The organism is Iamia sp., from assembly GCF_035575815.1.
Classification (GTDB): domain Bacteria; phylum Actinomycetota; class Acidimicrobiia; order Acidimicrobiales; family Iamiaceae; genus Iamia.
The window spans coordinates 24,320-37,368 of sequence record NZ_DATLXO010000120.1 but is presented as its reverse complement, the minus strand read 5'-3'; the positions used below and the strand labels follow the sequence as shown (position 1 = coordinate 37,368).

At 72.8% G+C, this 13,049-nt stretch carries 15 protein-coding genes; 8 read left to right on the top strand and 7 right to left on the bottom strand.

Annotated features, from left to right (window positions below; genetic code table 11):
* Positions 1–24: 24 nt before the first annotated feature.
* The gene (locus VNL12_RS12620) at positions 25–579 is read left to right on the top strand and encodes a DUF4870 domain-containing protein (RefSeq protein ID WP_325595077.1); all 555 of its coding nucleotides are present in this window, start codon (positions 25–27) and stop codon (positions 577–579) included.
* On the opposite strand, the gene mshD is transcribed toward VNL12_RS12620, so the two are convergent.
* Positions 564–1,412, bottom strand: coding sequence for a mycothiol synthase (mshD, locus tag VNL12_RS12615; RefSeq protein ID WP_325595076.1), 849 nt, complete (start codon positions 1,410–1,412; stop codon positions 564–566). The genes VNL12_RS12620 and mshD overlap by 16 nt on opposite strands.
* A gap of 93 nt (positions 1,413–1,505) precedes the next feature.
* Between mshD and nth the strand changes: the two genes are divergently transcribed.
* Together nth and VNL12_RS12605 are read left to right on the top strand one after the other, a co-directional pair.
* Positions 1,506–2,162 carry an endonuclease III gene (nth, locus tag VNL12_RS12610; RefSeq protein WP_325595075.1) on the top strand — a complete coding sequence of 219 codons (657 nt, stop codon included), beginning with the start codon at positions 1,506–1,508 and terminating at the stop codon, positions 2,160–2,162.
* A 152-nt stretch (positions 2,163–2,314) separates the two neighbouring features.
* The gene (locus VNL12_RS12605; RefSeq protein WP_325595073.1) at positions 2,315–3,283 is read left to right on the top strand and encodes a hypothetical protein; all 969 of its coding nucleotides are present in this window, start codon (positions 2,315–2,317) and stop codon (positions 3,281–3,283) included.
* Positions 3,284–3,322: 39 nt separating this feature from the next.
* On the opposite strand, the gene VNL12_RS12600 is transcribed toward VNL12_RS12605, so the two are convergent.
* The 3 genes from VNL12_RS12600 to VNL12_RS12590 form a co-directional block, all read right to left on the bottom strand.
* Positions 3,323–5,116, bottom strand: coding sequence for a glycosyltransferase family 2 protein (locus VNL12_RS12600; RefSeq protein WP_325595071.1), 1,794 nt, complete (start codon positions 5,114–5,116; stop codon positions 3,323–3,325).
* 11 nt (positions 5,117–5,127) lie between these two features.
* A complete protein-coding gene (locus VNL12_RS12595) occupies positions 5,128–5,364 on the bottom strand; it encodes a hypothetical protein (protein WP_325595069.1) in 237 nt (78 codons plus the stop codon).
* Positions 5,365–5,829: 465 nt separating this feature from the next.
* Complete coding sequence (locus VNL12_RS12590) at positions 5,830–6,036, bottom strand: hypothetical protein (protein ID WP_325595067.1); 207 nt, start codon at positions 6,034–6,036, stop codon at positions 5,830–5,832.
* 118 nt (positions 6,037–6,154) lie between these two features.
* Between VNL12_RS12590 and hisD the strand changes: the two genes are divergently transcribed.
* Genes hisD through hisA form a run of 5 tightly spaced genes read left to right on the top strand, consistent with a single transcriptional unit; the run spans position 6,155 to position 10,596 of the window.
* Positions 6,155–7,459: a histidinol dehydrogenase gene (gene hisD, locus VNL12_RS12585; protein WP_325595065.1), complete on the top strand. Its 1,305-nt coding sequence runs from the start codon at positions 6,155–6,157 to the stop codon at positions 7,457–7,459.
* On the top strand, positions 7,456–8,580 hold the full coding sequence (gene hisC / locus VNL12_RS12580; RefSeq protein ID WP_325595063.1) for a histidinol-phosphate transaminase: 1,125 nt from the start codon (positions 7,456–7,458) through the stop codon (positions 8,578–8,580). Before hisD ends, hisC begins: the two co-directional genes overlap by 4 nt.
* Positions 8,577–9,185, top strand: a complete 609-nt coding sequence (gene hisB, locus VNL12_RS12575; protein WP_325595061.1) for an imidazoleglycerol-phosphate dehydratase HisB — start codon at positions 8,577–8,579, stop codon at positions 9,183–9,185. The genes hisC and hisB overlap by 4 nt, the downstream gene beginning before the upstream one ends.
* A 2-nt stretch (positions 9,186–9,187) precedes the next feature.
* Positions 9,188–9,862: an imidazole glycerol phosphate synthase subunit HisH gene (gene hisH / locus VNL12_RS12570; protein ID WP_325595059.1), complete on the top strand. Its 675-nt coding sequence runs from the start codon at positions 9,188–9,190 to the stop codon at positions 9,860–9,862.
* On the top strand, positions 9,862–10,596 hold the full coding sequence (hisA, locus tag VNL12_RS12565) for a 1-(5-phosphoribosyl)-5-[(5-phosphoribosylamino)methylideneamino]imidazole-4-carboxamide isomerase (RefSeq protein ID WP_325595057.1): 735 nt from the start codon (positions 9,862–9,864) through the stop codon (positions 10,594–10,596). Before hisH ends, hisA begins: the two co-directional genes overlap by 1 nt.
* A 102-nt stretch (positions 10,597–10,698) precedes the next feature.
* On the opposite strand, the gene VNL12_RS12560 is transcribed toward hisA, so the two are convergent.
* The 3 genes from VNL12_RS12560 to VNL12_RS12550 all read right to left on the bottom strand — a co-directional run bounded on the left by VNL12_RS12560 (position 10,699) and on the right by VNL12_RS12550 (position 12,815).
* The gene (locus tag VNL12_RS12560) at positions 10,699–11,712 is read right to left on the bottom strand and encodes an NADP-dependent oxidoreductase (RefSeq protein WP_325595055.1); all 1,014 of its coding nucleotides are present in this window, start codon (positions 11,710–11,712) and stop codon (positions 10,699–10,701) included.
* A gap of 222 nt (positions 11,713–11,934) precedes the next feature.
* On the bottom strand, positions 11,935–12,513 hold the full coding sequence (locus tag VNL12_RS12555) for a histidine phosphatase family protein (RefSeq protein WP_325595053.1): 579 nt from the start codon (positions 12,511–12,513) through the stop codon (positions 11,935–11,937).
* A 65-nt stretch (positions 12,514–12,578) separates the two neighbouring features.
* Complete coding sequence (locus VNL12_RS12550; protein WP_325595051.1) at positions 12,579–12,815, bottom strand: hypothetical protein; 237 nt, start codon at positions 12,813–12,815, stop codon at positions 12,579–12,581.
* Between the last annotated feature and the right edge of the window lie 234 nt (positions 12,816–13,049).

The window sequence follows — 13,049 nt, the reverse complement described above, 5'->3', positions numbered from 1 at the left end:
CCTAACCTCACCTAGCCTCGGCCCATGACGGACGTGGCCCCTCCCGAGCAGCCCGGCTGGTACGCCGATGCCGCAGGGGCCTGGTGGTGGTGGGACGGGCGCGCCTGGACCTCGGCGGCGGCCGCCGCCCCGGACCCGAGGACCGGCGTCGACCCGGCCGTGGCCCGATCCCAGGAGCGCACGATGGCCATGGTGATGTGGATCGTGTTCCTGGTCGGCGGCGGCTGGATCGGGGCGTTGGTCTTCTACGTCGTGGCCAAGGACAAGGCCTTCGTGCGCCACCACGCGGCCGAGGCCCTCAACCTGACCCTCACCACCATTATCCCGCAGCTCCTCGCCCTGGGGTTGCTGGTGCCGTACTACCTCGACCTCATCACCAGCACCGACGAGGTCCCCTCGGTGACGAGCGCCTTCCTGATCGGTCTGGTGCTGCTCGTGAGCCTCACCCTGGTGACCTACGCGGTGGCCATCGTCGGGATCATCCGGGCCCGCAGGGGCCGCTGGTGGAGGATCCCCCTGCCGTTCCACCCGGTGCGGGGCGTGGTGGGTTCGGGCGAGGAGCCCTACTCGGTCGCCTGAGACCGAGAGGGCGCGCCGGGTCGGTGCGAGCGCACCCGACGGGTGTGCGCCGGGGTGAAGCCGAGCCGCTCGTAGAGCCGGCGGGCGGCGACGTTGTCGGCGTCGACGTAGAGCAGGCCCTGGGTGGTGCCCCGGTCGGCGAGGTGGGTGAGGCCGGCGACGACGAGCGAGCGGCCCAGCCCTCGGCCCCCGGCCGAGGGGTCGACGCCGATGACGTAGATCTCGCCGGTCTCGGGTTCCGTGGCCGTCGCCGGGTGCACCTTGGTCCAGCAGTAGCCGTCGAGGTGGCCTCCGGCATCGACGCCGGGGGTGCCGTCGACGAGCAGGAACCCGGCGGGGTCGAACCACGGCTCGACCATGGCCGAGCGCAGGCTGGCCACCGTCTCGCGGCCCTGGTCCGGGTGGCCCGCGAAGGCCCGGTTGTTGCACCGGACCCACGCCTCCTCGTCGAGGCTGCCGGGGCGCAGGGGACGCACCGGCACCGGACGGGTCGCGTCGAGGTCACCGGTCGCGAGCGGCAGCGACCGGCGCAGCAGCAGGACGTCGCGCCGCTCGTCCAACCCCGAGGCGGTGGCCACGGGGTCGACCAGGGCCTCGGGCTCGTCGGTCTCCCAGTGCACGGCGACGGCGCCGTCGGCGAGCGCCGCCTCACCGACGGCGAGGAGCAGGTCGGCGAGGGCGCGGGCTTGGGGACCCGCCGGCTCGGCGTCGGCGGGAAGGGGGGTGGTGGTCAACCAGGCCTCGCCGTGACGCCGGCGGGCCCGGGCCCGGAGCCCGGCTGCGGGGCCCGACGCCACCTCGCCGCCGTGGGCGTTCAGTCGGACGGCGGCCACGGCCGGACCCTACCGGCGGCACCCCGGATGCCGGGCGGTGCGGGGGATGGGTCCGCCGGCGCGGGGAGCGGTGGGTCCACCTACCCTCCGGGGATGGCCCGCCCTCGTTCGCCCAAGGGACGCGCCCGGGTGGTCCACGAGCGCCTGGCCGACACCTACCCGGGTACGGCGGTCGAGCTCTGCGCACTGGATCACCGCAACCCCTTCGAGCTGCTGGTGGCGACGATCTTGTCGGCCCAGTGCACTGACGAGCGGGTCAACCTCGTGACCCCGGCCCTCTTCGCACGGTACCCCACCCCCGGTGAGCTGGCCGGCGCCGACCCGTCGGAGGTCGAGGAGCTCATCCGGCCCACGGGCTTCTTCCGCAACAAGGCCCGGAGCCTGCTGGGCATGGCCCACGCCCTCGACACCACCTTCGGTGGCGAGGTGCCGAGCGCCATGGCCGACCTCGTCACCATCCCCGGCGTGGGGCGCAAGACGGCCAACGTGGTGCGGAGCGTGGCGCTGGGCCAACCCGGCCTGCCGGTCGACACCCACGTCGGGCGGGTGTCGCGCCGCCTCGGGCTCACCACCGAGACCGATCCGGTGCGGGCCGAGGTCGCCCTCAACCCCATGGTGCCCGCACCCGAGAGAGGTGTGTTCAGCCTCCGGTTGATCCTCCACGGCCGGGCGATCTGCCGGTCCCGGGTCCCGCAGTGCGCGGCGTGCGCGCTGGCCGACGTCTGCCCGTCGGCTGGTCAGCTCACCTGAGAACCGGCGGCGCGGCCGGCATCTCGGCGGCCGGACTGCGCACCCTGGTCGAGGACTCGACCGATTTCCCTCACGATGACCGCACCTGCGACCGATGGAGCGGGGTGGAACAGAACCCCCCCATAGAGACCGGGTGTCGGCGGCATCGAACCGTGGGCGCCAAGATCTCCGTCCGCCCTCGGCGCCTCGGCGTCGCGCTGCTGGCCGTCGCGTTGATCGCGCTGGCCGGGTGCCAGATTGATGACGTGGAGTCTGGGGTCTACAACGGTCCGGGAGCGGTCGAACAGCTCGAGAGGTTCGGCTCCTTCTCCGGCCGCGCCCAGACCTACGCGACCGACTACGTCCCATACAGCAACGGGTGGGCCACGGACTTCAACCCGACCTGGCTGGTCGACCCGTGGTCCCGGTGGGTGGCAGAGGAACCCGGGCGACGCCTCGTCCTCGGCCTTCCACTGCTGCAGGAGAGCCACCGGGGCCAGTTCGCACTCGGTGCGGCGGGGGCCTTCGACCAGCACTTCGTGGGCCTCGGTCGCACCCTGGTGGCGAAGGGTCTCGGCCACTCGGTCATCCGCTTGGGCTACGAGGCCAACAACCCCAACATCGGACCGTGGCAGGCAACCGACGACCCCGCTGGCTACGTCCGGATGTACCGCCACGTTGTGTCGGTCCTGCGAGCGATCCCCGGAGCCCGGTTCACCTTCGACTGGAACCCCTGCACCGGTCTCACCGGGGGCCGGGCCCTCACGTCGTACGAGTCCTTCTACCCCGGCAACGATGTCGTCGACATCATCGGACAGAACGTCTACGACGTGAAGTGGAGAGATCCCGGCGTCACGCCCGCAGAGCGGTGGTCCCACATCGTGAACCGGCCGCTCGGTCTGAAGGCGCATCGGGACTTCGCCCGGGCGCATCGCAAGCCCATCAGCTTCCCCGAGTGGGGCCTCTACGCCCCGGGTGACCAGTACGCCGGCGGGGGAGACAACCCCTACTTCGTCGACCGCATGGCCGATTGGATGGCCGCCAACGATGTCGTCTACCAGGCCTACTTCAACTGGGACTGGGGCGGAGGGGTGCTGTCGGACTTCCCCAACGCCGCCAAGCGGTACCAAGCCCGTTTCTGATCCTCCGCAACGACGCTCCCCGGTGGGGACGGCGACCCCTCACGGGGTCAGGCCCACGACCGACAGGCGGAACAGCACCAACGACAGGCCCACAGTGGCGGCCACCCCGATCGGGGCTGCGGCGGGCCGGCGCCGCCACCTCGCGACCGTCGACGCAACCCCATCGATCGCCGAGGTCGGGCCGGGACGTTGGTTGCGGAGGTCGAGGATGATGACGGCCAGGACGACCGTCAGGTAGATCATGGCTTGCATGGCGCTGATGATCTGGAGCCCCAGAGCGCTGCCGGGGTGACGGACGAGCACCACGGCCGCGGCGGGGACGACGCCGAGCACGAGCGTCGGCACCAGGTGGCGGGGCTGGAGCCCGGACCGGGCGCTCTGGCCCTTGGGGGTCACGGCGAAGCCGGGGGCGCGGCGTCGGATGCCGAGCCACATCCCGTACACGAACCCCCAGGTCGTCCACGGCCAGCGGATGATCTGGAACAGCACGAGGTCGAGCGACCACAGCTTGGCCGCCCGCGGGCGCAGGAGGTCCTGGCGGCGGAGGTACCAGAGGATCGCGCCCAGAAGGAGGGAGCTGGGCCAGATGTGGCCGTAGAAGCCGACCACACTGGTCGACCCCCAGCTGGCGCCGGTGACCACGGCGAGGGGCGGGATGACGGCCCCGAGGATGAAGATGAGCCCTTGAGCGAGGTAGTGGCAGAGGGCGAACCCGAGGCGGAGACGGGCCCGCCACGGTGCGGTGCGCAGCCGTCCGGGCGCCCAGCGGGTCAGGATCACGCCGAGGCTGCGGGCCCACTGCTTCTCCTGGGTCAACATGGCGCCCAGGCTCTCGGGACCGTCCCCGTGCGCTTCGGCGTCGATGGCGAACACGCCGTCCCAGCCGCCGGACTGGAGCCAGAGGGTCGTCGAGTAGTCCTCGGCCAGCTCGGGCCCTAGGCCACCGACGCCACGCAGCGCGGCGGTGCGGACGGCATAGTGAGACCCGATGCAGACAGGAGCCCAGCCGCCGTTGCAACCGGCTTGGATGGGACCGTGGAGGGCCGCCTCCTTGTGCAAGCGTCCCTTGACGGTCCAGCCCCGTGCGTCGTTCGCGTCGCACACGCTGGGGGCCGAGACGTAGCCGACCGACGGGTCGGCGAAGGGGCGGACCACCTCGGCCAGGTAGGTCGGCCCCGGGATGTGGTCGGCGTCGAGCTGGGCCACCACGTCATACCGCTCGTAGCCGACGGTGTCGTAGAAGTAGGCGAGGTTGCCCTCCTTGGACCTTGTCCGCCTCGGCCACTCGGCGCGGTGGTACTCGGTGATCCCGAATCGCGTCGACACCGACACGCCGTGGGCGGCGCACCAGTCCAGGGTCTCCTGCGACGGATCCTCGTCGGCCAGCCACACGTCGTAGGGGTGGGGGAACACCTGGGAGCGCATGGCGTCGAGGGTGCGCGCCAGCACCGACCACGGTTCCGACGGCGCCTTGGTGACCACCATGGCGGTGCGCAGCCGAGGGACGGGGAGATCCGGGTTCGGGCGGGTCATGCGGCACATGAAGAACAAGCCGTACGACGCGTTGGCGAAGAGCCATCCCAGGACCACGGTCGTCAGGAGCCGCCACCCTCCCAAGGCGCCGCGCTCGGGCGAGAGCCACCACAGCCAGAACCACCCGGCGGTGATGGCCCAGGACAGGACGAGGAGCCGCACCACCAGCTCTTGGGCGAACCCCAGGACCGGAACCAGTCGCCGAGCAGGGGTGGCGCGTTGCTCACCGGCCGCGGCCCTCGAATCAGGTGGAACGGTGGAGGCCGCGAGGTCCACGAGCACCTGGGGCACCGGGGCCACGCCGACCGGTCTCAGGCGCCGGTGTCGAGAACGCCGCGGCGATGGCGTTGGGCCAGACCCAGAACCAGCACGCCGGCGAGGATCATGACCAACGCGACGGCCACGAGGACCGAGAGGTCACTGGCACCGGTGCGCGCCAGCTGGTCACCCACGCCGGCGCGCACGCCCGACCCGCCAGAGCTCGCGGCTCCCGCACCCACCACCACCGACGCCACCGTCGCACCTGCTCCTGTTGCCTGCACAGTCATGTCAGAACCTCTCGTTTCGTCCCGTCGGGGAGGGTCCCCACACCGGCGTCGGAGGGTGTTGTCAGCTGCCCCCGGTGGAGTATCCAACGCGTTAAGTGAGCATGCAAGGCACCACACTACAATTCGTGCTGTGTTCTTGGTCACGTTACGTGACGGACGGTCTTCGAGCGGCACGGAGCGAGCTGGGCCGCCGGCGCGTTCCGGTGTGCTCACCGTCCGGCATCGGCTGTCAAAGAAATTCGAGGTTTCGCTTGCCGTTTCGCTGGACGGTGATTCCTGTGCGCTTACAATGACTCCCGACCAGGTTCCCGCCACCTGGTTCACCGCGACGCTGGGATCCGCCGCCCGGCGTCGCCCGACGGGGGCGCCTTTCTGGCGCCCCCGTCGCCTTTTTCACCCGCCCATCGGGTAACAGGTCCGTCGGGTGCGGGTAACAGGTTGGTCGGGTGATGCTCCCGCCGGCCGTCAGGCGCCCAGGGCTCGTTCGGCCCGCTCCAGGGCCCGCCGCACCGAGCGCAGGGCCCGCTCCGCGTCGTAGAGGGCCGCAGCCACGCCCTCGGTCGGGGAACGGTCGCTGGCTTCGGCGTCGGCACCGACCCGGACCAACATGTCGTTGACCTGGGACGACAGGGAGCTGAGGGTCGCGGCGGTGGGGAGCTCGGCATCGGCCATCGCCCCAGTGTGGTCCTCGCGCCGGGTGACGCGACCCCGGCGGACAACGGGTCGAGGGCGCCCCGCAGGCCGGCGATCCCATGGCGGCCCGGTGGCTGCGCTTCGGTAGCGTGCTGCCGTGCTCACCCGACTCGACCTGCGCGGCACCTCCGACGACGCGCTCGCCGACCTCCTCCCGCCGGTGGCCACCGACGACGAGGGCCCCCGCGCTGCGGTGCGCGAGGTGCTCGAGGCCGTGCGCACCGGTGGCGACGCCGCGATCCGCGCCCTGACGATGCGCTTCGACGGCGTCGACGTGGCCGACACCCGCGTGCCGCCCGAGGCCATCGTTGCGGCGCGCGACTCGGTGCGCCCCGAGGTGCGGGCCGCGCTCGAGGTGGCGGCCGCGGGGATCGAGGACTTCCACCGCCACCAGCTGCGACCGCCGTCGACCTACTCCCGCGATGGCATCCTGATCACCGGCCGGGCCCAGGCCGTCGACCGGGCCGGGTGCTACGTGCCCGGTGGTCGGGCCCTGTACCCCTCGACGGTGCTGATGACCGCCGTGCCGGCCCTGGTCGCCGGCGTGCCCGAGGTCGCCCTGTGCGTGCCGCCGGGGCCCGACGGCGAGGTGCCGGCGCTCACCCTGGCCGCAGCCGCCGTCGCCGGCATAACCGAGGTGCACCGGGTCGGTGGCGCCCAGGCCGTGGCGGCCCTGGCCTACGGCACCGAGACCATCCGGGCCGTCGACGTCATCGTGGGGCCGGGCAACGTCTATGTGGCCGAGGCCAAGCGCCAGGTCGCAGGAGAGGGGCGCGTCGGGGTCCCATCGGCCTTCGCCGGGCCGTCGGAGGTCGTCGTCATCGCCGATGACTCGGTCGCCCCCGACCTCGCCGCGATCGACGTCATCCTCCAGGCCGAGCACGGCCCCGGCGGTCGCGCCTGGTTCGTCACCTGGGACCAGGCCGTGGCCGACGCGGTCGATGCCGCCATCGGGGCCCAGGTCGCGGCATCGCCCCGGCGCCAGGACATCGAGGCCACCTTCGCCGCGGGCGGGCGCCTCGCCCTGGTCGACGGACCGGCCCAGGCCGCGGCGGTGGCCAACCGGGTCGCGCCCGAGCACCTCGAGGTGATCTGCGCCGAGGAGGCCGCCACCGAGATCGTGGGCCTCATCCGCCACGCCGGCGCCGTGTTCGTCGGTCCGTGGGCGCCGGCCTCGGTCGGCGACTACCTCGCCGGCCCCAGCCACGTCCTGCCCACCGCCGGTTCGGCCCGGTTCGGCTCGGCGCTCACCGTCGCCGACTTCACCAAGGACATCCACGTCGTCACCATGGATCGCGACGCGCTGGCCCTCGTCGGCCCTCACGTGGCCGTGCTGGCCGAGGCCGAGGGGCTGCCGGCCCACGCCGAGTCGGTCCGTCGTCGCCTGGCGGCACCCCGATGAGCAGTGTCGGCGGAGCCGACGCGTCCAGACCGGAGGGTGGGGTCGCCGGCGCGCCGGTCCGCCCGCGCCTCGGCCCCCGGACCGACGTGGCCCTCATGGCCGGCTACCACTCGCCCCAGGTCGACGTCGACGTGCGCCTCAACGTCAACGAGTCTCCCTTCCCCCCGCCGCCGGAGTTCCTCGACGCCGTCGCCGACGCGGTCACGAAGGTCGGTTGGCACCGCTACCCCGACCGCGCCGCGCTTCGCCTCCGCTCCAAGATCGCCGCCGCCCACGGCGTGGATGCGGGCCAGGTCTTCGTGGCCAACGGGTCCAACGAGGTGCTCCAGACCCTGTCGCTCACCTACGGCGGGGCGGGCCGGTCGGTCGCGGTGTTCGAGCCCACCTACGCCCTGCACTCCCACATCGCACGCCTCACCGGGGCGACGGTCGCCGAGGGGGCACGCGCCGATGACTTCGCCCTCGACGTGACCGAGGTGCGCCGGGTCGTGGCCGAGGCCGCGCCCGCCCTCACCTACCTGTGCTCGCCCAACAACCCCACGGGCCTGGTCGAGACGCCCGAGACCGTGAGAGAGGTGTTGGCCCTCGTGCCCGGGTTGCTGGTGGTGGACGAGGCCTACGGCCAGTTCGCACCCTGGTCCGCCCTCGAGCTCGTCGACGACGACACCCCCCTCGTCGTGACCCGCACCTTCTCGAAGACCTGGTCGATGGCCGCAGCGCGCCTCGGCTACCTCGTCGGCCCCTCGTGGGTCGTCGACGAGCTCCAGAAGGTCGTGCTCCCGTACCACCTCGACGCCCTGAAGCAGGTCGCCGGTATCCTGGCCCTCGACCACGTCGCCGCCATGGAGTCCCGCGTCGCCCACCTGGTCGAGGAGCGCGGGCGACTCGAGGCCGCGCTCCGCGACCTGCCGTGCGAGGTCTGGCCGTCGGGAGCCAACTTCATCCTCTTCCGCCCCACGTCGCGGGCCGGCGCCGAGGTCTGGCGGGCCCTGCTCGACCACTCGGTCCTGGTCCGCGACTGCTCGTCGTGGCCCCGCCTCGACGGGTGCCTCCGCGTCACCGTCGGCACCACCGACGAGGACGACCGCTTCCTCGCCGCCCTCCGGGAGATCCTCCGATGACCGCCGCCCTCGGCCCCCGCGCCGCCAGCCGCCAGCGCACGACCAAGGAGACGGCGATCTCGATCACGCTCGACGTCGACGGCCCCCGGGGCGAGGTGTCGGCATCGACGGGACTGCCGTTCTTCGACCACATGCTCGACCAGATCGGCCGTCACGCCGGCTTCGACCTGGCCCTCGACGCCACCGGAGACCTGCACGTCGACGGCCACCACACCGTCGAGGACGTCGGCATCCTCCTCGGTGAGACGTTCCGGGAAGCCCTGGGGGACAAGGAGGGCGTGCGGCGCTTCGCGTCGGGCCTGTACCCCCTCGACGAGGCCCTCGTCGAGGTGGCCCTCGACCTGTCGGGTCGGCCCTTCGTGGTCTTCGACGTGGCCTTCGGTGAGGTCCTCCCGCTCGGTGACCCGCCGTTCAACCCGGAGATGGCCGAGCACTTCTGGCAGTCGTTCGCCACCTCGGCGGGCATCACCCTGCACGTCACCAAGCGGTCGGGCCGCAACACCCACCACGTGCTGGAGGCGATGTTCAAGGGTGTGTCGCGCTGCCTGCGCGACGCGGTGCGGGTGGAGGGCCGTGGGGTGCCGTCGACCAAGGGCACCCTCTAGTGGTGGTCGACGGTGCGCGCCCGCTCATCGCAGTCCTCGACTACGGCATCGGGAACCTGCGCTCGGCCCAGAAGGCTCTCGAGAAGGTGGGCGCCGACGCGCGCCTCACCGCGGACCACGGGCTGATCGCCGACGCCGACGGCCTGGTGCTGCCGGGCGTGGGGGCGTTCGGACGGTGCATGGAGGCCCTGGCCGCCGCCGGGCTGACAGAGGTGGCCGCCGCCGGGGTGGTCGATGCGGTGGCCGGCGGGCCGCCGTTCCTCGGGGTGTGCGTCGGCATGCAGATGCTCTTCGAGGGCTCCGACGAGACCCCTGGCGTCGCCGGGCTCGGGGCCCTGCCGGGGTGGGTCCGGCGCCTGCCGCAGGGGGTCAAGCACCCGCAGATGCAGTGGAACGTGCTCGACTGGGCCCGCCGCCCCGAGCCGACCGCGGGGCTGGCCGACCCCGCGTGGGTCTACTTCGTCCACTCCTACGCGGTGGAGGCGCCCGCCGAGCTGGTCGCCGCGACGTGCGACTACGGCGGCCCGGTCGTGGCCATGGTCGACCGGGGCCGGTGCTGGGCCACCCAGTTCCACCCCGAGAAGTCTTCGGCCAGCGGTTTGGCGCTGCTCGCCGGCTACGTGGCCGAGTGCCGGTCGACGCCGGCGGTCGCGTCCGGGCCGGGCGAGACGCGCTGATGGACCTGTACCCGGCCATCGACCTGCGCGGCGGGCAGTGCGTCCGCCTCACCCAGGGCGACTTCGCCCGTGAGACCGTCTACGGCGACGACCCCGTCTCCCAGGCCCGGGTCTTCACCGACGCCGGCGCCCCGTGGATCCACGTGGTCGATCTCGACGCGGCCCGTACCGGCGAGCCGGTGAACCGGCCCGTCATCGCCGCCGTCGTCGCCGCGGTGTCGACCCCGATCCAGACCGGGGGCGGCGTGCGCGACGACGCCTCGGCCGACGAGCTCCTCGGCGCCGGCGTGGCCCGGGTGGTGGTGGGCACCGCGGCCCTCGACGACCCGTCCTGGGCCCGGGCCCTCGCCGCCCGCCACCCCGGTCGGGTCGTGCTGGGTCTCGACGTCCGGGGCGACGAGGTCGCGGTGCGGGGCTGGGCCGAGGGCTCGGGCCGCACGCTGCTCGACGTGGCCACCGAGATGGACGACGCCGGGTTCGCGGCCTACGTGGTCACCCAGATCAACGTCGACGGCGTGGGCACCGGACCCGACCTCGACACCTACGAGCGGCTGCTCACCGAGGTCGAGACCGACGTGGTCGCCTCCGGCGGCGTGGGCACCCCCGAGCACCTGCGCGACCTCGCTGCGCTCGAGGCCGGCAACCGCGTGCTCGCCGGCGCCATCGTGGGCAGGGCCCTCTACGATGGGGCGCTGTCGATCGACACCGCCCTCGCCGCCGCCGGCACCGCCTGACCATTTCATCGCAGGTGAGGCCCGGGCCGAGCCGTGCCCGTTCTGAGCCGCCAACCGGACACGGGTGGCCGATCTGTGGCCCAGAACGGATCGCGGTCGTCATCAGGAGCCGAGGGCGACGACGACCTTGCCGGTGTTGCCACCGGTGAAGAGCAGGTTCAGCGCGTCGGGGGCGTTCTCGAGGCCCTCGACGACGTGCTCGGCGTGGCGGACCTGACCGTCGGCGACCCAACCGAACATCTCCATCTGGGCCTCGGGAAACCGGTCGAGGTAGTCGAGGATCAAGAAGCCCTCCATGCGGGCCCGCTTGGTGATGAGGCTGAAGTAGTTGGTGAGTCCGTGGGCCTCGCCCCGGGCGTTGTAGGCGGAGATGGCGCCGCAGCACACCACCCGGGCGCGCATGGCCAGCTGGGCCAGGCAGGTGTCGAGGATCTCGCCGCCGACGTTGTCGAAGTAGAGGTCGATGCCGTCACCGCACAGCTCGCGGAGGCGGGCGCCGAGGTCGTCGTTCTTGTAGTCGATGGCCCCGTCGAAGCCCAGCTCGTCGATCAGCCAGGCGCACTTCTCCGGTCCGCCGGCGATGCCCACCACCCGGCCGGCGCCCTTGATGCGGGCGACCTGCCCGACGACCGATCCGGTCGCACCCGCCGCCCCCGACACGACCACCGTGTCGCCGGGCTGGAGCCGGCCCACGTCGAGGAGCCCGAAGTAGGCGGTCATGCCGGTGACGCCGAAGACGCTGAGCGCCTCGGTGGGCGGAACGCCGTCGGGGATGACCTGGGCGGTGTTGCCGCCCTCGTCGACCACGGCGTGCTCCTGCCAGCCGAGCATGCCGAACACGGTGTCGCCGACGGCGTAGCTGTCGCTGTTGGAGGCTACGACCTCGCCGATGCCACCGCTGCGGACCACGGCGTCGATCTCGATGGGGGGCAGGTAGCCGGGGGCATCGTCCATCCAGGTGCGGATCGTGGGGTCGATGGAGAGGTACTGCACGCGCACGAGGGCCTCGCCCGGTCCGGGCTCGGGCTGGGGGACGGTCTCGAGGCGGGTGGTCTCCTCGTCGACCATCCCCGAGGGGCGGGTGGCGAGGACGACCTGGCGGCTGGTGGGGGGCATCGCCCGATCCTGGCAGGACTTCGTCGGTCGTGTGGCGGGCAGGCGGCGATCCGGGGCACCGCATCGCGGTGTGACGACGTCCTGGGTCTGGGTCACCCCCGGGGCTTCGGGGTTCTGGCCACCCTGGTGGGGCCCACGGGCGCACCAGGGTGGCCGTCTTTCGGTTCTGCGGCGGGTCTGCGGACGGCGGTTCTGCGGACGGTCTGCGGACGGCGGCTCGGATCAGATCGGCGGGCCGGGTGGGTTCCACCGCTCGATCACCGGGGTCTCGCGCTCCCAGCCGAGCGCGCCCCAGCCCGCCGGGTCGAGCGTCAGGTGGCGACCGCCGCCCGGCGCCAGTCCCAGCCAGCGGGCGGCGAGCACGCGGAGGTGGTGGGCGTGGCCGACGAGGGCCACGGTGCCCTCCACGGAGCGGGCCCGGACGATCACCGAATCCGCCCGGGCCCCGACCTGCTCCAGGGACTCGCCGCCGGTGATCTCGTCGTCCCAGACGGTCCAGCCCGGGCGCTCGTCGCGGATCTGGGCGGTGGTCCGGCCCTCGGCGAAGCCGTAGTCCCACTCGATCAGGTCCGGGTCGATGACGTCGACCGCCAGGCCCGCTCGCGCTGCGGTGTCCCGGGACCGGGCCAGCGGGCTGCACCAGATGGCGACCACGCCGTCGAGCGGCAGGCGGCCGGGCAGGTCTCGGGCCTGAGCCTCGCCGGTGGCGTTGAGCCCGATGTCGGTGCGCCCGGTGTGGCGGCGACCCTTGGCCCAGTCGGTCTCGCCGTGGCGCACGAGCAGCAGCCGAGTGGAAGGCACATCCCTGAGTCTGGCCGCTGGGCCCGGACCGGCGTGCCGTTGGGGGCGAGCCTCGCATCATCTCATCACGATCGACAGTGACGGGACGAGGCGTAGGCTGGAGCCATGCGCACGACGGTCGAACTGCCCGTCGACAGCCACGTCCACCACGAGCCGTCCGCGCGGTGGTTGGCGGCGATGTCCGGCACGTTCGCCACGACACCCATCACCCAGGGGCCCTGCTCCGGATCCTGATCCGGGGTGGCCTGACCGCCGTCGAGGCGGCGCGGGTGCTCGACGACGTGTGCGCCGACGACCGCCACGAGCTGTGACCGACGACGAGGCCGACTTGCAGGCGGTGCTGCGGGGCGTGCTCGACCAGCGGCAGGTGACCGACACGTACCTGGCGGCGCAGGCCCGACGACGCAGGCCCGACGACGGGGAGGGGCCCTCGCCACCTTCGACCGGGGGTTCGTCGCGTTGCACCCCGACGTCGGCGTCTTCGTCCCGACCTGACCCGCCACGCTGCGGACCTCGTCCTCCTCGCCGGCCGAGGC